Raw genomic sequence first — 24327 nt, forward strand, 5'->3', positions numbered from 1 at the left:
TCATACGCTAGCAGCGCGGCCTCATCGCAGCCCCAGCGGCCGTTCCAGGGCCAGTTCGACCAGCTCGGTGACGATCTGGGGGTACGTGAGCCCACTGGCCTGCCACATGAGGGGGAACCCCGAAGTCGTGGTGAATCCGGGCATGGTGTTGGGCTCGTTGACGTAGATCGTGCCGTCACCGGTGACGAAGGTGTCGATGCGCGCCAGACCCTCACAGCCCAGGGCACGGAAGGCGTCGATGGCGACCTGCTGCACCCGTGCGCTGGTGGCCTCGTCCAGATCCGCCGGGATGGACACGGTCGCCCGATCCTGCCCGGTGAGGTATTTCGCCTGGAAGTCGTAGAAACCATCGGGGTCGTGAACGATGATCTCACCGGGTGCCGATGCCCGCGGGGCGTGTCCGCCGTGGCCGTCGAGCACGGAACACTCAATCTCTCGACCGGTGATCCCCTGCTCGACGATGACCTTGGGATCGAACCGACGCGCCTGCTCGATGGCGGCCACGAGATCATCACCGGTGGTGACCTTGGTGATGCCGACCGACGAGCCGCCACGAGCGGGCTTGACGAAGACCGGCATCGTGAGCTCGCCGATGCGGTCCAGGCATCCCTGACGGTCGTCCTCCCACTCATGGGGACGCACGACGACGTAGGGGCCCACCAGGATGCCCGCCTCACTCAGCACCACCTTGGTGAGGTGCTTGTCCATGCAGTTCGCCGAGGACGCCACACCACAGCCGACGTAGCGAGCCCCGTTCATCTCGAGCAGCCCCTGGATGGTGCCGTCCTCACCGTAGGGGCCGTGCAGGAGTGGGAAGATCACGTCGATGGGGGTGTCGATCCCGTCACTGGTGACGAGATGGCAGCCGTCGGCATGTCGTTGCAGGGTGACGCCCGGATGGCCGACACTGCTCACCTCGGGAAGCGAGCCAGTCCTCGGAAGGTCGAGGACGTCCTGCGCACTCCACGAGGTCCACACCCCATCGGGTGAGATTCCGATTCCCACGACCGTGAAGCGATCGGCATCCATCGCAGCGACGACGTTGGCAGCCGTCAGGCACGAGATGGAGTGTTCCGAGCTCATCCCGCCGAAGACGACAGCCACCGTGATTGGGTCAGCCATGGAGCAGTCCTTCCGAGAAAATCCGTGCACGAAGCATACGCGATGAGGAAGCCTATCTCGTCATTGCTGCAAGGCGCGTCAGTTGCCCACGGCACTGTCGGTGCGGGTGGCGGTACCGGTTGCCCAGCGAGGCACCCGTAGACCGGTACGCCCATCGTATCGGCTGGCCGGCACGTGTTCCCCACGCACGATCTCCACCTGGGCGTCGATGGCAGCCATGATGCGCTCGGTGGCCTCCGTGACGGCAGCGCGATCGTCCTGGTGGTACCACAGGTCCGACAATCGCACGGGTTCACCCACACTCAGGCGCATCGTCTTGTGCGGGAAGAACCTGGGGAAGGTCATCTTCTTGAAACCCATGACCTCCTGTGGCCCCCACTGGCCCACCGGGATCACTGGAACCGGACACGACAGTGCCAGTCGAGCTGCGCCGGTACGTCCGGTCATCGGCCACCCGAGCGGGTCTGCGGTGATCGTCCCCTCGGGGTACATGATGACCGTCCGGCCGTGCTCCAGCTGCTCGCGTGCCGTTCCGAGGATGAGGCGGGGATCGGGGTGGGAGCGATCCACCGGGATCTGGCCGGAGACCGAGGCAAGCCATCCCAGAGCCGGCACCGAGAACAGCTCCTTCTTGGCGAGCCAGTGCGGAAACCTGCCGTTGAAGAGCAGAAATGCCCCCATGACGACGGGATCGTAGTTGGAGATGTGATTGCCCACGATGAGGCAGGGCCCCTGGGCGGGAAGATTCTCCACACCAGTGAATTCCATGTCCGTGGCCATCTGGGCCAGGTGGGCCAGGCAGCCCGAGACGGCCCCCACCACGGGGGCGGGCAGGTCACTGGAATTGGTCAGCTGTACCCGACGCACGAAATCATCCTCTCGAGAGTGAACAACCACACTGTACTGGCCCCAGAACGTTCTGGCCGCAGGACGCGGAATCCGTCCCGTGACTGCACACCAGAAACACTGTCGGCCCACCAGGCACCACCAGGCAGGTGGCGAGTCATGCAACGAGTTGGACTGCAGTACCCCGGCCGTGGGCCTGGCCTCATGACCTTTCTCGCAGTGGTGTCCTGCAGTGGTGAAACCGTGCCGGAACAATTTTATTTGGAGGGCGCCCGACACCGCTGCCAAATGAGACGTTAGTCTTAGCATATGGACGAATACAGCAGCGGCGTCGGCGTACTCGACAAGGCCGCATTGGTGCTCGCCGCACTCGAGACCGGCCCGGCGAGCCTGGCAAACCTCGTGCAGACCACTGGACTGGCTCGGCCCACCGCCCATCGTCTGGCCCGCGCCCTGGAGCATCATCGCTTCGTCGCACGCGATCTGCACGGACGATTCATCCTGGGGCCGCGTCTGGCCGAGCTCGCGTCTGCTGCTGGCGAGGATCGTCTGTTGGCGGCGTCCGGGCCGATTCTCGCTCGTCTGAGAGACATCACGGGTGAATCGGCGCAGCTGTATCGCCGTCAGGGTGAGAGCAGGGTGTGCGTCGCGACCGCCGAGCGCCCGACTGGCCTGCGCGACACCATCCCGGTGGGCAGCCTCATGTCCATGGATGCTGGTTCTGCCGCTCAGATCCTGCTTGCCTGGGAGGACTCCGACAAGATCCGCCGCAGTCTGGCCCACTCGTCGTTCTCGGCCGTCACCTTGGCTGCCGTGCGCAAACGTGGCTGGGCACAGTCGGTGGGTGAGCGGGAGCAGGGAATCGCCTCGGTCTCGGCAGCCGTACGTTCCCCCTCGGACAAGGTTATTGCGGCTGTCTCGGTCTCCGGGCCGATTGGCAGACTGTCGCGCCAGCCCGGACGTATCCATGCTCCAGCCGTCATCGCCGCCGGTGAGCGGCTCTCGGAGGTGCTGCGTCGCACAGCTGAGTGAGCAATCCCCGGTGAGGGGCACCACCGCTGTGAGAGTACCGACGCAACGAGAACACCACGAACGAGGGATGCGCCAACGACGTGTGCCAGCTGGTGGGTCCTGTGACAGAGGCAACAGAAATGCGGTCCAGACCGATGTCTGGACCGCATGTGCCAATGGTAGCCTCGAGCGGATTCGAACCGCCGTTTCAGCCTTGAGAGGGCCGCGTGCTAGGCCGCTGCACTACGAGGCCATTGTTCACTTCTCGTGACAGTTGCATGCTCAGCCGGCCGTCAACTGCTTGACGGCGCCGTGGAAGCTTAGCAAGCCGCTCACCGGATTGCCAAGTCACCAGCTCACACGTACTGCGCTGGGGTACCAGGACTCGAACCTGGACTAACAGAACCAGAATCTGTCGGGCTGCCAATTACCCTATACCCCAAGGGATTTCACCGATTGGTTTCACCAACCCGTGCAACGACGTAGAACTCTAGCAGCAGTGCTGAAAGCTTCGCAAATTGGGCCACCCCTGCCGTCATCACGCCTTGCCAGAGTGCTCAAGCTCAGCCATGACGAGGTCATCCGGGGTCCTCGTCGCCACCGTCATCCATCGCGAGATCCACCAGGCAGCCAGCGCGATGGCCAGGAATCCCGTGACATCCCACAGCGCGTCGACCCAGCCCATCGACGTCAACCCTCGGGCCACGGAGGCCCCACCCCGGAACACGGAGTACCCAAAGGCGAAGAGGTTGTTGAGCACATGCGCTGCGATCCCCGCCTCCAAGCCCCCGGTGAGGATCACCAGGGCACCAGCGAGCAGGCCGAACGTGAACCGGTCTGCGAACAGCCACATGTTCTGGGTGCCGTGGGCAAGGGCGAACACCAGCGCCGAGACGACGACGGCGACCCACCGGTTGGCGCCCATCGACCCCAGACAGTTCATGAAGTAGCCGCGGAACAGAACCTCCTCCGCAGCCGCCTGCAGTGGCGAAGTGAGCAGGATGGCGATGAGCCACACCCACCAGTCCGAGGGTGCGGTGAACCCCCAGGAGTCCCCGCCCTTGACGATGACCTGGGTGACGTTGATGACGACCCCCGCGACAAGGGCCACCAACAGGGCGAATCGCCACCGGAAACCCGGTTGCACCGACCAGATCCACGTGGCGCGACGATGATGCACGAATTTCGCCAGAAGCACGACGATGGGAATGAGACCTGCCAGCCCCAGATGGGTGGCGATCAAGCCATCGACCGTCTCGTAGCGCAGTGCCCGTGCCGAGTGTTGCTGCCATGTGCCGGGCATGCCGGTGACGAGCCATCCCAGGGCGATGAACAGCTGGGTGAGCAGCGGAACCACGACGGCATAGCCCAGCATGGCCCCGGCGACGCCGATGAGCCCCCGGGCCATGCCGTCGGGTGGCAGATCGAGGACATGGGCGTAGTCGACCCCGGACTCGGGGGGAACGCACTGGCCACGGCTCATCGGCACCAGACGGGGGGCACCACGGCGTCTCGACTCAGCCATGTCAGCCCTCGACAACCGCGTTCTGCCCTGCGACCACGGAGTTCACCAAGGTGCCGATCCCCTCGATCTCCACCTCGACCTGCTGTCGTGGCACGACCGTTGCAGCTCCCGCTGGTGTGCCGGTGAGAATGACGTCACCGGGCAGCAGGGTCAGTCGCGACGAGATCTCGCTGACGAGCTCGGAGACGGAGCGGATCATCTCGCTGGTGGACGACTCCTGACACACCGTTCCGTCCACCGTGGTGCGCAGCCGTACGTTGCCGGCCTCGGCCACCGAGAAGTGGGTGACCATCCACGGCCCCAGCGGGCAGAAGGTGTCCGATCCCTTGACACGAATCATGTCGTCGGCACCCCAGTCGCCATCAGCCGTGACGTCATTGGCCACGGTGAACCCGAAGATGGCCTCCTGGGCTCGCTCGACCGGCACGTCCTTGCAGATTCGTCCGATGACGACGGCCAGTTCACCCTCGACCTGCAGATCCGTGCAGTCGTCCGGACGCACGATGGGGCTGTCGGGGCCGATGACGGCCGTGTTGGGCTTGAGGAACGTCATGAGGGACGACGAGTCAGCCGATCCCTGCCCCACCCCGGCCGAGGCGGCGGACCCATCACCAGCGGCTCGGGTCGAGCCGGGATCCGGGCGTCCCGTGCCCGGTGCAGGGTAGTTGCGTCCCACACCAATGATCTTGGACCGGGGAATCACCGGGCTGAGCAGTCGGACGTCGGCCAGGTTCACCCTGGCCCCGGTGTACTGCACCGGTCCGGCAACTGGGTCACCGGTGATCTGGGCGATGGTGTCGGGGTGGTCACCACCGTCGGCCGCAAGTTCCACGATTCCGAAGGCAGGATCCCCATCTGCGGGGGCGTAACGGGCGATTCGCATGTCTTTAGACTAACGGGGCTGCCGAACTGGATCGTCACTGCAATACTGTTGGCCCATGACACAATTCGACGTTGTCGATCTCATCCGCACCAAGCGTGGCGGCGGACGACTCACCCAGGAGGAAATCGACTGGCTCATCGACGCCTACACCACTGGCACGATCGCCGATGAGCAGATGTCCGCCATGGCCATGGCGGTGTTCTTCCGCGGAATGGACGATGCTGAGTTGTCCCAGTGGACCGACGCCATGATCGCCTCCGGCGACCGGATGGACTTCAGCGGTCTGTCACGTCCCACGGTCGACAAGCACTCCACCGGCGGGGTCGGCGACAAGATCACCCTGCCCCTGGCTCCCTTGGTCGCCGCGTGCGGGGCAGCCGTGCCACAGCTGTCCGGACGGGGCCTGGGGCACACTGGCGGCACCCTGGACAAGATGGAGGCCATTCCCGGGTGGCGAGCGAACCTCACCCATGACGAGATGATGCGTCAGCTCGAGGAGGTCGGGGCCGTCGTGTGCGCTGCCGGGCCCGGGCTGGCACCGGCCGACAAGAAGCTCTACGCCCTGCGCGACGTCACCGGGACCGTGGAGTCGATCCCCCTCATCGCAAGCTCCATCATGAGCAAGAAGATCGCCGAGGGCACCGACGCGCTCGTCCTCGACGTCAAGACCGGTTCGGGTGCCTTCATGAAGACCGAGGAGGACTCCCGGGAGTTGGCGCGTCGGCTGGTGGGGCTGGGCAAGGCTGCTGGCGTGAACACCAGCGCGCTCATCACCCGGATGGACGTACCTCTGGGGTACGCCTGCGGCAACGGCATCGAGGTCGCCGAGGCCATCGAGGTACTTGCCGGTGGCGGCCCGTCCGACGTCGTCGAGCTCACGGTGGCCCTGGCCCGGCGGATGGTCGAGGCCGCGGGTCTGGACGCCGACCCGGAGCAGGTGCTGGCCTCCGGGGCGGCCATGGACGTGTGGCGTGCGATGATCCGTGCCCAGGGCGGGGACCCGGATGCCGCACTGCCCATCGCCAAGCACTCCGATGATCTGCACGCGCCCCATGACGGCGTCGTCACCGACATCGATGCCATGAGCGTCGGCATCGCCGCATGGCGTCTGGGGGCCGGACGGGCGCGCAAGGAGGATCCGGTTCAAGCTGCTGCCGGCGTGCTGTTGCGGGTACGCCCCGGCGACCGGGTGGTGACCGGGCAGCCGCTGGCGACCCTGCTCACCGACGCCCCCGAGGCCGTCGACCGGGCCCGGGCGGCACTCGAGGGAGCCTTCACCCTGGGGGATTCATCTGATTGCCGGCCGATCGTCGTGGGACACGTGGACTGATGTTCCTGTCCGATCCACTTCTGCTGTGGCCCGATGCACACGGCGTCGACGTCGTCTGGTTCACCACCGAGGCGGGCGCACGTCACGTCGTCGAGCTGGACGACGGACGCCGGATTCCGGCCACCACGACGAGACTCACCCGGATGGATCGTGCCGTGCATCGACACCGGGCCCGGGTGGGCGGGCTGCAAGCCGGTGGCCTGGGGTATCGGGTCATCAGCGATGGCCAGGCCTCACCGCGTTTCACCCTGCGTCCTGCCCCTGGCAAGGGGTCGAGGGTGCGACTGCTCATCACCAGCGACCACCAGGCCAAACCCCACACCGCTGCGAACATGGAACTGGCCGCGGCCACGGTCGGCCCCGTCGACGCCGTCATCATGCCCGGTGATCTGGTCAATTCCCCGGACCGGGCGGCAGACTGGTTCGGTCCGCACCCCAGCGCTGAGGACGATGCCGAGATTCGGCAGTTCCTGCCGATCATGCAGGGCCGAGCACGCAGCACCGCTGCCAACGGCAGGGCGTACCGTGGTGCGCCACTGGTGCAGAACGTCCCCCTGTATCCGGCCATCGGCAACCACGAGGTGTCTGGGGAGCTCGGACCGAGCAGTTGTTCGATCGACTCCTACCGGCAGATCACCGGTGCCAGACCGTGGTACGCCGTCACCATCGGCAATGTGCGTCTCATCACCCTGTTCGTGGCACGAATGTGGCGTGGGTTCGACGTGAACGCCGACCCCCGGGCCCGGCAACGCAGCCGCTACCAGGAGGCGAGTGCCGACGTCGGAGATCCGCAACGCCACGGCCGGGGATGTTTCATCCACGAGTCGATCGCCCCCGGCTCCCCACAATGGCAGTGGCTGGTTGACGAACTCGACTCGCCGCAACGCAGAGCGGCGCGCTACACCGTCGTCCAGATGCACGAGGGGCCGCACGGGCTCGGGGAGAACCTCACTCCCCCATTCGCCGATCCCCAACGCCATGACGAGTACGACGACACGGGCGAACTGATCGGCATCCGGTACGACTACGACCAGCGTGACAATCCGCTGCTCAACCACCTGTGTCCGCTGCTGGAGGAGGCCGGGGTGCAGTTGGTCGCGAGCGGCCACTCACACCTGTGGAATCGGTTCTGCAGCGGTGACACCCACTACTTCGAGGGGTCGAACACCGGCAACTCCTACGGGGCGTACACGACGGCCCAAAAAGTCTGGCGGCACGTACCACCAGAACCATGGCAGGTCGGCAACTACAGTGCCGCCGACGATCCCGGTGGTCTCACCCCGCAGGTGCCCACCGTCCATCCCCTGCACGACGCACATGGTGCACTGCTGCCCTACGTCGCCAGCGATGACCACGTCGTCTTCCAGCTGCTCGACACCGGCACCGGAGTGCTCACCAGCTGGATCGCCGACATGACCCAGGAGGAACCGACACCGGTGGTCCTTGATCGGTTCACCCTCACCTCGAGCTGAGGCCCGCGCCCGACTGGGACGTGCCGCACTGGAGGACGGCGCTGAACTCCGGCAGGACCGGCCGAGGGGCAGGCACCGGTCTGGCACCCATCCGATGCGCCTCTCAGCCCGATGCACCCCTCTGCCCTCGTGGGGCGGAGAATCTGGTTCGCGGCCTGGACTGGTCGGGATCGAGCCCTCCGACCGATCCCGGTCGGTCTCGGTGACTCAGCAGACCTTCTGGGTCCAGCCGTAGGGATCCTCGACGCGGCCGAACTGGATGTCGAGCAGCCTCTGGCGGATCGTCATCGTCACCTCTCCAATGGGTGAGGGCAGCTCGAATCGTCCGTTCTCGTCGACCAGGGCGCCGATCGGGGTGACGACAGCAGCCGTGCCGCAGGCAAAGGCCTCCTGGACCGTCCCGGCACGCACCGCGTCGTGGAGCTCGTCGATGGAGATCCTGCGTTCCACCGGCACCAGATCCAGGTCATGGGCCAGCCGGAGGATGGACTTGCGGGTGATGCCGGACAGAATGCTTCCGGTGAGCTCCGGAGTGAGGAGTCGGCCATCATTGGTGACGGCCATGAAGTTCATGCCACCGAGCTCCTCGATCCAGGTGTGCTCGACGGCGTCGAGGAAGAGCACCTGGGCGCACCCGCGATCCTGCGCGGCAAGTTGTGCAGTGAGCGAGGCGGCGTAGTTGCCGCCACACTTGGCGGCACCGGTACCACCGGGAACGGCACGCACCTCGTGACGCTCCACCCAGATGTCGACGGCACGCACCCCGTCGGAGAAGTATGCGCCGACCGGGGAGCCGAGGATGGCGAACCGCACCTTGCCAGCTGGCGCGACCCCCAGGAAGTCGTCATTGGCGAACATCACCGGTCGCAGGTAGAGGCTCTTCTCACCCGAACCCGGGTCGGGGACCCAGCGTGCGTCGGTGGCAACGAGTTGACGTACCGCCGTGAGGAAGTCCTCCTCGGGCAGGTGCGGCAGTGCGAGTCGTGTGGCCGAGGCGTTGAACCGCCGTGCGTTCTCATCGGGGCGAAACAGCCACACCGAGCCGTCCGCATGGCGATAGGCCTTGAGTCCCTCGAAGATCTCCTGAGCGTAGTGAAGCACGGCATTGGCAGGGTTCACCGCAAGGGGCTGGTAGTCCGTGATCGCGTCACCGGACCAGCCGTTGGAGACGGTCCAATCGGCGACCGCCATGTGGTCACTGACCTGTTCGCCGAAGTGCTGGCCAATCTTGGGAGCGGCGTGAATCTCGTCGATCCGTTCCTGGTCAGACCAATGGGGACGATCCGGGGCAGCAAAACTCAAAGTCATGGTCGTCACGCTATACCTTGACCCCGCCCATGCCGGACAGTTCGTATGACGGACACCGTGATCAGCTCCGGACAGCCCAGCCGCTCGAACGATGGTCGAGGCAGGGGCTCGGGCCAGGGACGGGAGCGATCAGCGACCGGGGCAGGGACGGATTCGCTCGTCCGTGCTCACCAGCTGGTGACTGGCGTGCTCGGCGCGCAGCCGGGCGAGCTCGGGGGCACCGGCATCCTGATCGGCACGGAACCGGTTGGCGAACTGACCCGAACCGATGTCGTCGAGGACCGCCTTCATGGCAGCTCGGACGTGTCCGTCGATCACTCTCGTGCCAGCCAGCAGACTGCCGTACTCGGCGGTGGCGTCCTGTGAGGTGTTTCCCTGCCCTTCCGTCATCTGATTCATGACGTCCTTGAGCACGTGCCGCATCTCGAGGTGGGCCACCTCGGGCTGGCACCCGGCCTGGACCAGCGTCTCGAAACCCATCTGCACCAACTGTGCCAGACCGCCGTGCACCACCTGCTCGCTGAACAGCTCGGCCTGGGTCTGCTCACCCATCGTCGTGGCGAAGGCGTCGTTCCGCAGCCCGCCGATGGCCTTGGTGTAGGCCTTGGCGAGGTCCCATGCCCGACCGGTCGCGTCCTGGTGGACGCCGAGCAGGGCCGGGACGGCGTGTCCGTCCTCGTAGTGACGCCGCATCGTCGCACCGGACTCCTCGACCGCCACCAGACAGACGTCCACCCCGCGAGGCGGCTCAACCTGCCCGAAGTGCACGCTGAAACCGCGTGGAAACACGAGGGCATCACCATCGCCCAGGTGGGCAGCAATGTGCTCGGCGTAGATCGTGGGGATCTGCTCGTCGGCGAGCAGAACGGCGATGACGTCGGCCTCCTGGCAGGCCTGGGTAATCGACATCACCGGCAACCCCTCGGCCTGGGCAGCAGGAATGCCGCTGGAGCCCGGGGCCAGACCGACCCGCACATCCACCCCGGAGTCACGCAGGTTGAGGCAGTGGGCGCGAGCCTCGGGCCCGAACCCGATGACGGCGACCTCCCGGTCCTGGATCATGGAGAGATCGGCATCCCCGGAATGGATGGCGGCCATGGATGTCTCCTTCGTTGACGTCAGCTGCACAGCTGGGCGTGGATCTCGTCGACCGGACGCATCGGCAGTTGGGTACGCACATGCGACATGCCCGGCTCGCTCTCGTAGCGCGGGATGACGTGGACGTGCAGGTGATCGACGCTCTGACCGGCCACGGTACCGCTGTTGACGAGCAGGTTGACCCCGCTGGCTCCGAGTTTGTCGACGAGGATGTGGGCAACCTTCGTCACCATGGGCATGATGCGGGCCAGCTCGCCCTCGTCGTCAAGGGCGGAGGTGACGTGGTGACGCGGCACGACCAGGGTGTGGCCCTCCTGGGCAGGACTCACGTCGAGGAAGGCGAGGCTGACGTCGTCGCTGGCAACCTGCCGTGACTCGACGTCACCGGAGATGATGGAACAGAAAAGGCAATCCATGCCCCTTCTTTTACCAGAGTTTTCGGTGCGGCGAGGGTCAACGCACCTCGAATCCTGCTGCGCGCAGCGCATCCTTGACCTCGGCAATGGTGAGCCTGCCGTAGTGGAACACCGAGGCAGCCAGCACGGCATCGGCACCGGCTCGGGCGGCCTGCACGAAGTGGTCTGCGGTTCCGGCACCGCCCGAGGCCACCAGCGGGACGTCCACGGCGTCTCGCAGTGCCTCGATCATCTCCAGGTCGAATCCAGCCGTGGTGCCATCGGCATCCATCGAGTTGAGCAGAATCTCCCCCGCCCCCAGATCCACGGCACGGCGAGCCCACTCGACGGCGTCCAGACCAGCGGCACGGCTGCCCCCGTGGGTGGTGACGCCGAAACCGGAAGGCTGGCCCGCCTCCCGTCGGGCGTCCAGCGACAGGGTGACCACCTGGTTTCCGAATCGGTCGGCAATCGTGGCGATGACGCTCGGATCGGCGATGGCCGCGGTGTTGATGCTCACCTTGTCGGCGCCGTGGCGCAGCAGGGCGTCGACGTCGTCCACGGTGCGCACTCCCCCGCCCACCGTGAGTGGGATGAACACCGTGTTGGCGCACCTCGTCACGAGTTGCATGGTGGTACGTCGTCCCTGCTCGGAGGCCGAGATGTCGAGGAAGGTGAGTTCGTCCACCCCCTGCTCGCCATAGCTGCGAGCCATCCCCACCGGATCGCCCGCATCGCGCAGACCGGTGAAGTTCACCCCCTTGACGACGCGACCGTCCTTGACGTCCAAGCACGCGATGACGCGCAGCGCAACACCCATGTCCGAACCCTACTGCCAGCCGAGCAGTATTCGCCCCAGCTCCGCAGGGTGGGACGACGTCCACGGATGGTATGCCCCAGGCCTCACCCGAGCCAGACCGGTGAACGGCGGCGACGTCTGCCGCTGACGGAGCGTCTCAGCCCTCGTCACGGTCCAGGACGACGACGCCACGTTGGATGGCACCCACCACCTGCCGGCAGGTGTGGGCCAACTCGTCGTCCACCCCGGATCGGGAGATCTGCCCGGCGAGATCGGCCACCTGACGTGCCTGCCGTACGAAGTCCCCCGCACTGCCGCCCTCGCTGAGGACGACGTCGAGCCCGGCTCCGCACACCCAGGCGTGGATCGTCTCGGCGAAGCCGATGTCCAGGTCACGGCGCGGCTCCAGTCGTTGATCGCGTTCCAGACGCCCCACCCGGGCACGTACCGCACGAAGCCTGCTCTCGGCTCGTTCGCTCTCATGGGTCGGCATGCGCATCATCCGGCCTCGATCCCCCGGCCGGGACTCGTGGACCAGGGTGGAGAGCACGGCAGCGAGATCTGCCGGGTCCAGTTCGTCGAAGATCCCCTCCCCGATGGCCTCGCAGGTCACCAGGTCCAGCTCGGAGTAGATGCGCGAGAGCATCTGACCACGGTCGGTGACCTGGTGCCCGTCGTCGGCCAGATACCCCAGGGCCTCCAGCACCAGACAGATGCGGTCGAACCGGGTCGCGATGGAGGTGGTGCGGCTGCGCGCCTTGGCCTGGGCCTTGTCCCGGGCACGTTGCAGGCGCATGGCACGTTCGGCGAATCGCGCATGGGTCTCACGATCTGGGCACTGGTGGCACGGATGGGTGCGGATCGTCGCCCGCAGACGGGCTATCTCATCGGCCAGGTCGGTGTCTGGCCGCGCCTTGTGGCGTCGGTCCGGTCTCGGAGGTTCCAGACGGGCCGTTGCCGCGTCGAGGTCTCGCCCCAGTGCTCGTCTGGCGGCCGCATTGCCGGGATGGAAGTGTTTGGGGACGTGGATTCCCGCCATCCGGTGCACCGGGGCGTCGATGTCGTCATTGCCCAGGGTGACGACCGTGTGCCCCTCGACCATCGCCATCACCCGGATCGACGCCGTTCGTCCACCACGTCGTCTGGCATCCAGCACCACTGCCCAGCCGGCATGTGGCCCGCTGGGCACGGCGATGACATCTCCCACCCCGAGTTCGCACACCGAGTCGAGGATCTCGGCCCGGGCCCCACCGCGGCGTGCCCTGGCCTGTTCCGCCTCCAACTGGGAGATCTTCTCACGCATCGCGGCGTACTCGGTGAAGTCACCCAGCTCGCAGTGTGCTGCTGCGAGGTAGTCGGAGATGGCCTGTTCGTCCTCACGACTCAGCCCGGCCCGCGCACCAATCCGACGGTCGGTCTGGAACTGGGCGAAGGAGTGCACGAGAAGATCGACGGCCTGGTCACGGCCCATCGAGTGCACCAGGTTGACGGCCATGTTGTAGGTGGGCTCGAATGCCGACCGGAGTGGATAGGTGCGTCGGGACGCCAGTCCGGCCACGGCTCGCGGATCCATCCCGGGCTGCCAGCAGACGACGGCATGCCCTTGGGTGTCGATGCCGCGTCGACCCGCCCGGCCGGTGAGCTGGGTGTACTCACCTGCGGTGATGTCGGCGTGGGTCTGGCCGTTGTACTTGACGAGTTTCTCCAGGACGACGGTTCGTGCCGGCATGTTGATTCCCAGGGCGAGGGTCTCGGTGGCGACGACGACCTTGAGCAGACCACGGACGAATGCCTCCTCCACCACGGCCTTCTGCACCGGAAGCAGGCCGGCGTGATGGGCGGCAAGCCCCCGCTCCAGATGTGACACGAAGACGTCCCATCCCAGGGCCCGTCTCTCCTCGACGCCCAGCGAGTCGCCGTAGGATTCGGCGATCCGGCGGATCTGTCCGGCCTCGTACTCACTGGTGAGGACGATGTCCTGATTGGCCAACTGGTGCACAGCGGCTTCGCAGCCCTTGCGGGAGAAGATGAAGATGATGGCGGGAAGAAGCCGTGAACGACGAAGGGCCCGAACCACCTGGCCACGGCTCGGTGAGTTGCGCGGGGCTCGCTCGCGGTCCTGCCCGCGACCCCACTGGCCCCTGCCGCGATCCTTGCCCTGTCCTCCGTTCCTTGCATGTCCTCGATCCGTGTTACCCCGCCGGTTTCGTGACATCGAGGCTCCGCCGAACCGGCCGGAACCATAGGACACGGTCCTGCGGCCCCGACCCGAGCGGCCACGAGGTCGGCGGGCATCGTCGCGATGGTAGCGAGACTCCTGCTTGGCCAGACGAGTGAGCTCCGGGTTGACGTCATCACCCTGGGGATCGAAGAGATCGATGAGACCACCACGCACGGCGACGTGCTGGCTGAGCGGCACCGGACGTTCCTCCGAGACGACGACACGCACGTCACCGCGCACCTCGTCGAGCCATTCGCCGAACTCCTCGGCATTGGACACCGTTGCCGACAGGGCAACCAGACGCACCGTCGGGTCCAGGCCAAGGATGACCTCCTCCCACACCGGGCCGCGAAACCGGTCCGCCAGGTAGTGCACCTCGTCCATGACGACCCATCCCAGCCCGACGAGGGTCGACGAGCCGGCGTAGATCATGTTGCGCAGCACCTCGGTCGTCATGACGACGATGGGCGCCTCGGAGTTGACGGAGGCGTCCCCGGTGAGCAGCCCCACCGAGTCCGCGCCGTAGCGAGCGACGAGGTCGTGGTACTTCTGGTTGGACAGGGCCTTGATGGGGGTGGTGTAGAAACACTTGAGACCGGATTCCAAGGCCAGGAAGGTCGCGTACTCCCCCACGACCGTCTTCCCGGCACCAGTGGGAGCTGCGACGAGCACGCCGGCTCCCTCATCGAGGTGGTGGCAGCCCTGCAGCTGGTAGTCGTCCAGCTCGAAGGAGTAGGTGGACGCGAAACGGCTCAACGGGGAGGTGTCCATGGCTCCACGATATCCACGAGTCACCCGGCACGCGGTATCGCAACGGCACCGGGCTCTCAGTCGACCTTGATGTTGAACTCCTCGGGATCGATCCCGAGGTCGGAGCCACGCCGTTTCTCATTGGCCCGGCAGATGAGTTCCGAGATGACGTACATGACGGCCATCGGCAGCGCCAGGGCCATCATCGACACTGGATCACCGGACGGGTTGGCGAACGCACCCAGGACGAAGAAACCGAAGATCGCCCACTTGCGGGCAGCAGCGAGCTGGGCAGAACTCACCAAGTGAATGAGGTTGAGCAGGACGAGGAAGACCGGCAGCAGGAAGCACACCCCGAACAGCAGCACAAGACGCAGTTCGAGCGCCAGGAAGGCATTCATGTCCAACAGGTTCGTGATGCCCATGCCGCTGGGTGTGAAATTGAGCATCATGGTGATGCCCTTGGGCAGCACCCAGTACCCCAGGGCGGCCCCGGTGAGGAACAGGGGTACGGACGCCCCCACGAATCTCAACGCCAGCTTCTTCTCCTTGGCGAGCAGACCCGGAACGATGAATGCCCAGATCTCGTAGAGCCATATCGGACAGGCGGCGATGAGGCCGGCCACCATGGACACCCGCAGATTGAGCAGGAAGGGAGCGACGACACCGGTGTTGACCACCTGCAGCTGTGCCCCGGGGTTCTTCGCCACGATCGCCCGACTGGCCAACTGGTAAGGCCACATGACGACCTGCACCAAGGGGCGGTAGAAGACGAATGCCACCGAGGTGGTCACCACGATGGCCAGCAGGGAGACGATGAGTCGATAACGCAACTCACGGAAGTGGTCGAGCAGCGGCATCGTACCGCCCTCGCCGGCCTCAGGCGGACGGAACCTGCCGAACCGACGCCGGTGTTCGGTCCCCTCGCCCATCGTCTGCGCCACCAGTCAGAGCCCGTTCAGTTCTCGGTGGACTCGGGTTTGCTCTCGACGGCCTTGTCCTGCGCCTTCGCAGCAGCGTCGTCCTTCTTGTCCTTGTCGTTGAGTCCCTGGGTCTCCTCCTTGAACTCACGAATGGCACGGCCAGCTCCCTTGCCGACGCCAGCCAACCGCGACCCGCCGAAGAGCAGCAGGGCGATGATGACGAGGATGAGCACCGATATCTCGGTGGGGACGAGCAGCAGAGCTGGAAACATGAGCAGTCCTTTCAGGAGCTCCGGGGGCGCTCCCACCTAGTTGCACCCCAGTGTCGGACGGCGTTCAGGCTACCACGTGCCCTCGACCATCGTCGTCACTCTTTGCGCCATCATCTGCATGCCGGTTGCCCATTCACGCGCTGTTCACAAGCCGTTCACCCAGGAGGCAGGGATCAAGGCCCGGCTTCCTCACGGTGACGCCGATCCGTCCACGCTCTGCTGCAGTCCCTCAAGGTCGATCTGCTCGGCCACCTCGCCCACCTCCCCCAGTCTTGCGGTGAGCTGCTCCAGACTCTCCGTCATCCGGGTGAAGCGTCTCCACAGGTACCACGCTCCCCACAGGACCACCACGATCATGCCGACGAGTGCCACACCAAGCATCCTGATCCACATGAGACCCTCACCCCTCGTCATCGACGCTGCAGACCCGGTGGGCGGCGAGGGTACGGGTGGCGAGTTCCGCGAGGCGGTGAGCGGCACACGCGGGGGTGACGGCGAGCACCTCGTCCTGGAACATCGCCAACAGACCGGTGAACCACGCGTCATTCGCCACGGGAAAGGTGATCTGCCAGCCCTGCTCGACGCGCTCCACCCGGCGGGACGGGAAGTGCTCCCCCAACCATCGGGCAGCGGGTCTGACGATCACCTGAACCTCGGCATCGGCTGGCAGGGTGGCGAACCATTCATCGTCACTGTGTCGGTGGCGGGTCGCCGAACCGATCCTCACCGCGTCGACGATGCGATCCAGCCGCCAGGTACGCCATGCCTTGCGGGTCAGTGACCAGCCGTGGAGGTACAGGTGTCCGTCCCGCAGCTGCACCTCGACGGGATCGACGACATGTGTGGTGAGCGCTCCGGCAGATTTGCGTCGATGGGTGAGCTTGATGCGCCAATCCCGTTCACAGGCTTGCATGTACCACTGGGACTTCTCATCAATCTCCGGGGGATGCACCCGAACGGCGTCATGGTCCACCGAGCCCGCCTCGACAAGCTTGTCGATGACACGATCCACCGTCCGGGTCAGCGATTCGTCGGCCAGGTCGCGCACGATCTGCAGTGCTGCGATGAGTGACCATGCCTCCGCAGACGACAACTTCATGGGGCGATCGAGCTCATCGGGACTGCCCATCGAGATGATCGCTGGCTCCTGCCCATCACGTTCCAGGTGCAGGTCGTCGTCCAGACCTCCAACGGTGAAACCGCTCATGAGCAGGGTGCGCAGGTCGCCTTCGAGCTGGCGCTCGGTCACGCCCAGATCCTTGGCGGCCTGCGTCGCCGTCACCTGGGGATGGGAGCGCAGGTACGGCACGACGGTGAGAAGTCGGGAAAGGTCACTGTGACCGGCCATTGCCCACCTCCACCATGTCGTCACCATCGCCGTCCTGCCCCGATGCCTGCTGCAGCCAGGGCTGGTCGACGAGCTCCTGCAGCCACGCCATGACCTGTTCACGCACCTGCGGTGGTCCGACGACGACTGCTCGACCACCGGCCTGGAGGACTGCCGTCTGCAGCTGGCGCAGACCAGGTGCGGTGACATGCACGACACGAGAGTTTCCAGTGCCTCCCACGGTGCCGACGGACGGTGGAATCTCGTCGTCGCTCAGGGTTCGGATCCGCACCCCGGCGAGTTGGACGGCTCCGGTGAGGACGACGATCGCCTCGATGTCCTCGCTGTCGGTGGGATCCAATGGCCCCAGTTCGCGCTGCATGGTGGCACTGTCCGGGCGTACGACCGTGCCGGGTCGACCTGTCAGCCGCACGTGCGAGGTGATCCGTGACACCCGGAAGGTGCGTGCCTCGTCAACATCGATGTCACGCCCCTGCAGGTACCAGTGACCGTCCTGCAGGATGACCTGCCAGGGGTCGACGTGCCGTACTCGCTCGGCGCGATACTCGAAACTCACGGGAACACCTTGGTCGGTGGCGGTCATGAGCACTGGCACCTGGTCGTTACCATCGCTGTGCCCGGCCAGGGCCATCGGACCCGTCATGGTGACGTCCGGTACCTCTGCAGCCAGCATCGACGTCGCATCGGCATCGCTGCACGGCTCGGCCTCAACAGCACGCAACTTGCGAATGGCGGAATGAGCCGACTCGTCGAGCACGGAGTCGCGCCACACCGTGCTGGCCATGGCCAACACGTCCGTCTCGTCGGTGGTGAGATGTACTGGCTTCAGCTCGTAGTTCTGACGAACGATGCGATACCCCATCTTGTTGGGGCCGATGCCGGGCATGTCGACGACGTCAATGGGAATGCCGAGTTCGCGCAGTGATCTCTTGTCCCGTTCGAAGGTGCGCCGAAAAGCATCGTCGGAGAGGTCATGGTAGAGCTCGATGTGGTCGCGCAACTCGCTGCGCAGCAGTGGACGATCAGTGGTGAGCAGGGCGGTGACGAGGCTCACCATTCGTTCGTGCCGTTTCGACATCATCACCCCAGTCCACGAAATCCTGTGCAGTGCCGCAGACATCGATTCCTCGATCTCGATGGCTGGTGCACACGGTCAGACGGGGATGAGCCTACTCGCGTCCATCGTGATGGGTGACTCGAGTCGATCTACAATCCATCCGTGTCCTGCCCACACCCATTCAGCAATGCCACCACCGGCGGGCGTCCTGCCGGCCGGTTCGCCCCCTCGCCCACCTCTGCACTGCACATCGGCAATCTCCGCACCGCCTTGGCAGCGTGGTTGCTGGCGCGGTGCAGTGATCGACGATTCGTCGTGCGGGTGGAGGACCTGGACCAGCAACGGGTCGCTGCTGCCGATGGGATCGCCGATCAACAGTTGCGCGATCTGGAGGCCCTGGGCCTTGACTGGGACGGCCCGGTGATGCGTCAATCGGAGCGGCTGGACATCTATTCAGACGCCCTCGCGCAGCTGTCCACCTACCCGTGTTTCTGCACTCGCAGGGAGATCGCAGCAGCCGCCCAGGCCCCCAATGGCGTCCAGAGCTGGCGCCCCTACCCGGGAACGTGCCGCACCTTGAGCCACTCAGATCGCCAGAGCCGCGCGAGAATGCGCCCTGCTGCCACTCGGTTGGCCTCCGAGGTCTCCGGTTGGCAGGTCACCGACCAAGCCCGTGGCACCTGTCTGGGCCAGGTGGACGACGTCGTCCTGCGTCGCAATGACGGGGTTTACGCCTACAACCTGGCTGTCGTCGTCGATGATGGTGTGCAGGGAGTCGATCAGGTGGTGCGGGCCCGTGACCTGTGGCCCTCTGCTGGGCGGCAGAGCCATCTGGGGCACCTGCTCGGTCTTCCCGAGGTGCGCTACGCCCATTGCGGCCTGGTGCATGCTCCAGACGGCGAACGGTTGTCCAAATCGGCGCACGCCGGAGGGTTGGCCGAACTGGCGGCCCGCGGGGTGGAGCTTCCTCGGGTGCGGGCCGCGTTGTGTGAGTCCCTGGGGCTTCCGGCAGTGGATGATCCACATGAGTTACTCGCCGATCCTGACGTGACGGCAGCCCTCACTCCTCCCCCGACGGCCCCTGATCCATCGGGGACGCCGGGTACCTGGGACGATCCGAGCTCGTCGCGGCATTCGGACGCGCCTGCCGCCACCCCGCAACCGGCGGCGTCACGCCACGCCCCACCACAGGGGAAAGCCCCACGTCCGGTGGACGCGGGGCCGTACCGTGATTCGGAGTCGTCGAGCAGGCTGGGCTGGTGGAGTGACTGGACGGCACCCACATGGTGAGCCATCACCGAGACGGCCAGCCACCACCGCCACCAGGAACGTCCACCCTCGAAAGGTGCCCGATGGGAAGTCACCAGATGATGTTGCCCGGATGACACCCGAATGGGTCGAGCTGGGGCACGAGTGAGTCCAGCTGGGACGCAGGGGAAACACACGACGCCCCAGGAGTCACCCCTTCTCGGCCCGGAGCACGTCAATGACGTAGATCATCGTCTCGCCCTTCTTGACCTTCTTGTCGGGACTGCCCTCGGGATAGGCCTTGTTCGGCGGGGCGATGATGAGCAGTCGTGATCCAGCCGTCTGACCGGCCAGACCCTCCTGCCACGCTGGAATGGTCTGCTGGAGCATGCCCTGAATGCCGGGATCGTCATAGCCGTCATCGACGACCTTGCCGGTGGACCAAGCCCATGAACGGTACTTCACCGTGACGACGTCGTTTGCGGTGATCTTGTTGCCCTTGCCCTTGATGAGCGGCTGGGTGACAAGTTTGGACGGCTTGGACGCCTTGCCGATGTTCACCTTGGGGCCGTCCTTGGCCATGCTGACGGTGGGCAGACCAGCAGGGGGATCGACCTTCTCACCGGTGGCCTCGGTGGGGGTGAGCTCCTTGATCTCGACGACGAAGATCAGCGAGTCACCCTTCTGGATGCCGGCCTCGGGGTTGCCGCCGCTGGCGTCGTAACCATCGGAACCGGGCATCATGACGAGTACCTGATCACCCACACGGTGCCCGGCAAGCCCCTTGCGGAATCCGGGGACGACCTGCTGCAGCGGGAAGGTGACCGCCTGACCACGCTTGTAGGAGGAGTCGAAGACCTTGCCGTCCCGAGCGTCGACACCGACGTAGTCGAGGGTGACGGTGCTGTCGGCCTTGACCTCGGCTCCCGATCCCTTCTTGAGCACGGTGGACTGGGTCTTGTCGATCTTGAGTGGCCAGGCCCCGGTGACCGTGGACTCCTTGCCCTGCTTGGCGTCGACCTTGAGCTCGTCCAGGCTCTTGATGGCCTTGGCAGGCTTGCTGGATGCCGACGAGGCAGCCGTGGCACTCGGGGTCGCAGAGGGTGAGGATCCGGCATCGGAGTCCTTCGAACCGCAGGCCGTCAACCCCATGGCAGCCACTGCCAGGAGGGTCGTCGCCTGGACGAACCGGCGCGCGGGTCGACGTTTCATGTCACTCATCACATTTCCTGTCACTCATGTACGGGCGCACAGACCATCTGTTCGCCCACTGGGTCTTCATCACAGCCCGACGATGTCGTAGAGCTTGCCAAGTTCCTCACGGGTGAGGGGGCGCATGTCGCCCCCCCCGAGCTTGCCCAGATGCACCGGACCGATCGAGGTGCGCGACAGTCGGCGCACCGGGTGGGCCACCGAGTCCATCATGCGACGCACGATGCGGTTGCGTCCCTCGTGCAGTGTCACCTGGACCAACGAGTGCTCGTCCATCGCCTGCACCAGCTTCACCGAGTCCGGGTGCACCGGGCCGTCCTCCAAGGTGATTCCCTTGCTCAACCGGTTGATGACCTTGTGGTCAACACGCCCTTCCACATCGGCGAGGTAGGTCTTGAGCACCTCGTAGGACGGATGTGTCATGCGGTTGGCGAACTCTCCGTCATTGGTGAGCAGGATGAGCCCAGAGGTCTCGGTGTCCAACCGGCCGACGTGGAAGAGTCGGATACCGTGCGGCACCCCCTCCAGGTCGGAGAGATCTGGGCGGCCCTCCGGATCGTCCATCGTCGAGATGACGCCACGCGGCTTGTTGAGCACGTAGTAGACGTGCCGGCGTGCCGTGGGAATACGTGACCCGTCCACTCGGATCTCGTCGTGCTCGGGGTCGACACGGCGACCCTGCTCGATGACCAGTTCGCCGTTGACCTCCACTCGACCACCGGCGATCATCTCCTCTGCGGCCCGTCGCGAGGCCAGCCCGGCCTGGGCCAGGACCTTCTGCAGACGGATTCCTTCCTCGGGCTTGTCGCTCATCGTTCCTCCAATAGTCGGGCTCACCGGCCCACTGTCCCCACAGCTGGGTTCTTCACGTCTCATTGGTCCAGACGGGTGACCAGTGCGGACTCGGTGCCGCGAAGGTCGAGGTCGGCCAGGGCGATGGCGATGGCTTCCCGTACGATGCGTCCTCGATCGGCTGCCACCCCTTGGGCACGCAGCTGCAGACGTGCATTCTCCAGTGCCAGGAGTTCCTCGGTACTGACGTAGACGGTGATCTTCTCATCATGACGTACCCGTCCGCTACCCCGGCGGGATCCGGTCGTGCCCCTCGTGGCCGAGCTGTTCGTGGTGGCAGCACGAGAATCCTCGGTGGATCCTTGTGCGTCCGCCGAGGCATCCGCAGCAGCGGTCTGCCGACCGCCATGCCCCTGCCGTGTGCCATTGCCGGACCGTGCCGAGGCATCTGGATCCGAGGATGTGCGCTGCTCGACATCGTCAAGGCCATCATGTGCCTTGTCGGTGTCACCGAAGGAATTGTGCTTGGCCGTGGACCGGAAGAGTTCCGAGGCACCTGGGAGGCTCACGCGGCGGTTTGACACCGTGTCAGCACCTCCTTGGCGAGATCACGATAGGCATCGGCCGCCGGCGACTTGGGGGCATAGGTGGTGATGGGCTCGCCAGCCACCGTCGTCTCGGGGAATTTGATGGTGCGCTTGATGACGGTATGGAAGACGACATCACCAAAAGCCTGGACGACGCGCTCCATGACCTCACGGGCGTGCAGGGTACGCGAGTCGAACATCGTGCCAAGAATACCGAGGATCTTGAGATCGGGATTGAGACGATCCTGCACCTTCTCGATGGTGTCGGTGAGCAGGGCGATACCACGCAGAGCGAAGAACTCACACTCCAAGGGCATGATGACCCAGTCGGAGGCAGTGAGGGCATTGATCGTCAGCAGCCCCAGGGACGGTGCACAGTCGATGAGAATGACGTCATACTCATCACGCACCCGATCAATGACCCTCTTGAGGGTCTGCTCACGGGCCACCTCACTGACGAGCTGCACCTCCGCCGCCGACAGGTCGATGTTGGCCGGAAGTAGGTCCATGCCCTCGATGACGGTGTCGGTGATGACATCGTGCGGATCTCCCTGCCGAGACATGAGCAGGGTGTAGATGGATTCATCGAGGGTGTGCGGATTGACGCCCAGACCCACCGAGAGTGATCCCTGCGGGTCGAAGTCGACGAGCAGCACCCTGCGGCCGTACTCGGCCAAGGCCGCGCCGAGATTGATGGTCGTCGTCGTCTTGCCGACGCCACCTTTCTGGTTGCACATCGAGATGACCATGGCGTGTTGGGGGCCATCGGGCACCGGAGCAGGGTCGGGGAGGTCTGGTAATGGCCTACCCGTGGGGCCGATCGAGTTCTCAGCCGCTTCGATGGCCTGTTGCCCAGGCCCGGGCACGCGAATCAGCGGTTCCGGTGACGGTTCGGACACCTTGACCTCCTTGGACGACGAGCCGGTACTCACCGGTCAATGTCCAACCCTAGTATGTTCCCGAAAAAATCGACGCCTGCCGGCCCCTCGATTCGGTGGACACGGCGCTCCACCCGTCAGTTCTCGGTGGGCGGGCGTGACACCGCCCGGGGATGCGAGCTGCGATAGACCTCACGCAGATGCTCTGCCGTCACCATCGTGTAGATCTGGGTCGTCGTCACCGAGGCGTGCCCCAGCAACTCTTGGACGACGCGTACGTCCGCGCCTCCGTCGAGTAGGTGCGTGGCATAGGAGTGCCGCAAACTGTGGGCCGACATGTGCGTCGTGACACCAGCCGATCGCGCCGCACGCTGCATGATGGCCCACGAACTCTGCCGTGACAGCCGCGAGCCGCGGGAATTGAGCAGGAGTGCCGGGGTGGCGGCGCCGCGATCCGCCCAGGCGGGACGCCCACGCACCAACCAGGCCTCCACGGCCTCCAACGCATAGTGGCCCAACGGAACGACTCGCTCCTTGTTGCCCTTGCCGATCAATCGAAGTCCAGAGCTGGGGTCGGCACGTACCCCGCGCAGATCGTCGACATCGAGCTGACAGACCTCGCTGATCCGTGCGCCGGTGCCGTAGAGCAACTCGAGCAATGCCCGATCCCGCAGCCCCTCAACGGTGGAGGTGTCGCAGGAGGCGAGCAGGGCCTCCACCTCCGCGATGCTGAGCGCCTTGGGAAGCCGCTTCGCCGGGCTTGCCGGGGCGACGGTCTTGGCGACGTCGTCGCTCACCCATCCCTGGACGAGGGCGAATTTGTGCAGATTGCGCACAGCCACGACGGTACGCGTCACCGACGAGGGGGCGAGTCCCCGCTCGGCAAGGTCACGGGCGAACTCGGCGACGTCCGGGCTGGTGGTTCCGGCCAGATCGTCCACGCCACGATCGGCCAGGAACTGGGCATACTTGGCCAGGTCACGACGATAGGCCACGACGGTGTTGTCGGACAGGCCACGTTCCACGACCAGGTGCTGCAGGTAGTCACTCACCTGGTCGTCGATGGGACGGTGACCATCAGCAGATCTGCCTCCAGCAGCTGGAACGGATCCGGGCAGCGAGCTGGGGCCAGACACCGCAGCTGGCCTGCCCGTGGAGTCTGAACTGTCCGTGGGGTCTCCGCCCGTGAAGTCTGGGCCATTCGTGGGGCCTGAGCCGTCCGTGGTGTGCGTGTGCCCCATCGCCGTGGC

The 24327-nt window shown here is 65.5% G+C and carries 23 protein-coding genes and 2 tRNA genes; 4 read left to right on the plus strand and 21 right to left on the minus strand.

From position 1 onward, the window contains the following. Window positions 1-21: 21 nt before the first annotated feature. A complete protein-coding gene (locus CKV91_RS07390; protein ID WP_021103499.1) occupies window positions 22-1122 on the minus strand; it encodes a D-alanine--D-alanine ligase family protein in 1101 nt (366 codons plus the stop codon). 78 nt (window positions 1123-1200) lie between these two features. Further along, the gene (locus CKV91_RS07395; protein WP_081672439.1) at window positions 1201-1902 is read right to left on the minus strand and encodes a lysophospholipid acyltransferase family protein; all 702 of its coding nucleotides are present in this window, start codon (window positions 1900-1902) and stop codon (window positions 1201-1203) included. Between the two features lie 375 nt (window positions 1903-2277). On the opposite strand from CKV91_RS07395, the gene CKV91_RS07400 reads away from it, so the two are divergent. Further along, window positions 2278-3000, plus strand: a complete 723-nt coding sequence (locus CKV91_RS07400) for an IclR family transcriptional regulator (protein WP_021103501.1) — start codon at window positions 2278-2280, stop codon at window positions 2998-3000. A 156-nt stretch (window positions 3001-3156) separates the two neighbouring features. Here the strand turns inward: CKV91_RS07400 and CKV91_RS07405 are convergent. The 4 genes from CKV91_RS07405 to CKV91_RS07420 all read right to left on the minus strand — a co-directional run bounded on the left by CKV91_RS07405 (window position 3157) and on the right by CKV91_RS07420 (window position 5387). Beyond that, a tRNA-Glu gene (locus CKV91_RS07405) sits at window positions 3157-3232 on the minus strand. A gap of 117 nt (window positions 3233-3349) precedes the next feature. Next, window positions 3350-3421: transfer RNA gene (locus CKV91_RS07410), tRNA-Gln, on the minus strand. A gap of 96 nt (window positions 3422-3517) precedes the next feature. Continuing rightward, on the minus strand, window positions 3518-4462 hold the full coding sequence (locus tag CKV91_RS07415) for a CPBP family intramembrane glutamic endopeptidase (RefSeq protein WP_095141101.1): 945 nt from the start codon (window positions 4460-4462) through the stop codon (window positions 3518-3520). Window positions 4463-4505: 43 nt separating this feature from the next. Further along, entirely contained in the window at window positions 4506-5387 is an 882-nt protein-coding gene (locus CKV91_RS07420; RefSeq protein ID WP_021103503.1) for a fumarylacetoacetate hydrolase family protein, read from the minus strand. Between the two features lie 55 nt (window positions 5388-5442). Between CKV91_RS07420 and CKV91_RS07425 the strand changes: the two genes are divergently transcribed. Next, on the plus strand, window positions 5443-6717 hold the full coding sequence (locus CKV91_RS07425) for a thymidine phosphorylase (protein WP_065860626.1): 1275 nt from the start codon (window positions 5443-5445) through the stop codon (window positions 6715-6717). Beyond that, on the plus strand, window positions 6717-8189 hold the full coding sequence (locus tag CKV91_RS07430) for a metallophosphoesterase family protein (protein WP_065860625.1): 1473 nt from the start codon (window positions 6717-6719) through the stop codon (window positions 8187-8189). Before CKV91_RS07425 ends, CKV91_RS07430 begins: the two co-directional genes overlap by 1 nt. 207 nt (window positions 8190-8396) lie before the next feature. Here the strand turns inward: CKV91_RS07430 and CKV91_RS07435 are convergent, their stop codons facing one another. The 10 genes from CKV91_RS07435 to CKV91_RS07480 form a co-directional block, all read right to left on the minus strand. Then, on the minus strand, window positions 8397-9497 hold the full coding sequence (locus CKV91_RS07435; RefSeq protein WP_065860680.1) for a branched-chain amino acid aminotransferase: 1101 nt from the start codon (window positions 9495-9497) through the stop codon (window positions 8397-8399). A 129-nt stretch (window positions 9498-9626) separates the two neighbouring features. Further along, complete coding sequence (gene ilvC / locus CKV91_RS07440) at window positions 9627-10595, minus strand: ketol-acid reductoisomerase (RefSeq protein WP_065860624.1); 969 nt, start codon at window positions 10593-10595, stop codon at window positions 9627-9629. Window positions 10596-10615: 20 nt separating this feature from the next. Continuing rightward, complete coding sequence (locus CKV91_RS07445; RefSeq protein WP_021103509.1) at window positions 10616-11011, minus strand: HIT family protein; 396 nt, start codon at window positions 11009-11011, stop codon at window positions 10616-10618. A gap of 37 nt (window positions 11012-11048) precedes the next feature. Beyond that, window positions 11049-11810, minus strand: a complete 762-nt coding sequence (gene hisF, locus CKV91_RS07450) for an imidazole glycerol phosphate synthase subunit HisF (protein WP_065860623.1) — start codon at window positions 11808-11810, stop codon at window positions 11049-11051. Between the two features lie 136 nt (window positions 11811-11946). Next, window positions 11947-14781: a DEAD/DEAH box helicase gene (locus CKV91_RS07455; RefSeq protein ID WP_065860622.1), complete on the minus strand. Its 2835-nt coding sequence runs from the start codon at window positions 14779-14781 to the stop codon at window positions 11947-11949. Between the two features lie 56 nt (window positions 14782-14837). After that, complete coding sequence (gene tatC, locus CKV91_RS07460) at window positions 14838-15692, minus strand: twin-arginine translocase subunit TatC (protein ID WP_021103512.1); 855 nt, start codon at window positions 15690-15692, stop codon at window positions 14838-14840. Between the two features lie 26 nt (window positions 15693-15718). Beyond that, a complete protein-coding gene (locus tag CKV91_RS07465; protein WP_021103513.1) occupies window positions 15719-15955 on the minus strand; it encodes a twin-arginine translocase TatA/TatE family subunit in 237 nt (78 codons plus the stop codon). A gap of 189 nt (window positions 15956-16144) precedes the next feature. After that, window positions 16145-16327 carry a hypothetical protein gene (locus CKV91_RS07470; protein WP_021106159.1) on the minus strand — a complete coding sequence of 61 codons (183 nt, stop codon included), beginning with the start codon at window positions 16325-16327 and terminating at the stop codon, window positions 16145-16147. Between the two features lie 28 nt (window positions 16328-16355). Next, the gene (locus CKV91_RS07475) at window positions 16356-17303 is read right to left on the minus strand and encodes a helix-turn-helix transcriptional regulator (RefSeq protein ID WP_065860621.1); all 948 of its coding nucleotides are present in this window, start codon (window positions 17301-17303) and stop codon (window positions 16356-16358) included. Beyond that, complete coding sequence (locus CKV91_RS07480; RefSeq protein WP_065860620.1) at window positions 17287-18384, minus strand: helix-turn-helix transcriptional regulator; 1098 nt, start codon at window positions 18382-18384, stop codon at window positions 17287-17289. The genes CKV91_RS07475 and CKV91_RS07480 overlap by 17 nt, the downstream gene beginning before the upstream one ends. Before the next feature lie 138 nt (window positions 18385-18522). Between CKV91_RS07480 and gluQRS the strand changes: the two genes are divergently transcribed. Further along, window positions 18523-19650: a tRNA glutamyl-Q(34) synthetase GluQRS gene (gene gluQRS / locus CKV91_RS07485; protein ID WP_065860619.1), complete on the plus strand. Its 1128-nt coding sequence runs from the start codon at window positions 18523-18525 to the stop codon at window positions 19648-19650. Between the two features lie 168 nt (window positions 19651-19818). Here gluQRS and CKV91_RS07490 read toward each other — a convergent pair whose 3' ends face one another. The 5 genes from CKV91_RS07490 to xerD all read right to left on the minus strand — a co-directional run bounded on the left by CKV91_RS07490 (window position 19819) and on the right by xerD (window position 24141). Beyond that, window positions 19819-20820 carry an FKBP-type peptidyl-prolyl cis-trans isomerase gene (locus CKV91_RS07490; protein WP_231933716.1) on the minus strand — a complete coding sequence of 334 codons (1002 nt, stop codon included), beginning with the start codon at window positions 20818-20820 and terminating at the stop codon, window positions 19819-19821. Between the two features lie 69 nt (window positions 20821-20889). Further along, window positions 20890-21633, minus strand: a complete 744-nt coding sequence (locus tag CKV91_RS07495; RefSeq protein ID WP_065860618.1) for a pseudouridine synthase — start codon at window positions 21631-21633, stop codon at window positions 20890-20892. Between the two features lie 59 nt (window positions 21634-21692). Next, entirely contained in the window at window positions 21693-22196 is a 504-nt protein-coding gene (locus CKV91_RS10110; RefSeq protein ID WP_065860617.1) for a hypothetical protein, read from the minus strand. Beyond that, on the minus strand, window positions 22178-23098 hold the full coding sequence (locus CKV91_RS07505) for a ParA family protein (RefSeq protein WP_023035185.1): 921 nt from the start codon (window positions 23096-23098) through the stop codon (window positions 22178-22180). The genes CKV91_RS10110 and CKV91_RS07505 overlap by 19 nt, the downstream gene beginning before the upstream one ends. Before the next feature lie 116 nt (window positions 23099-23214). Next, window positions 23215-24141, minus strand: a complete 927-nt coding sequence (gene xerD, locus CKV91_RS07510) for a site-specific tyrosine recombinase XerD (protein WP_065860678.1) — start codon at window positions 24139-24141, stop codon at window positions 23215-23217. Window positions 24142-24327 lie beyond the last annotated feature (186 nt).

This window comes from Cutibacterium granulosum, assembly GCF_900186975.1.
GTDB lineage: Bacteria > Actinomycetota > Actinomycetes > Propionibacteriales > Propionibacteriaceae > Cutibacterium > Cutibacterium granulosum.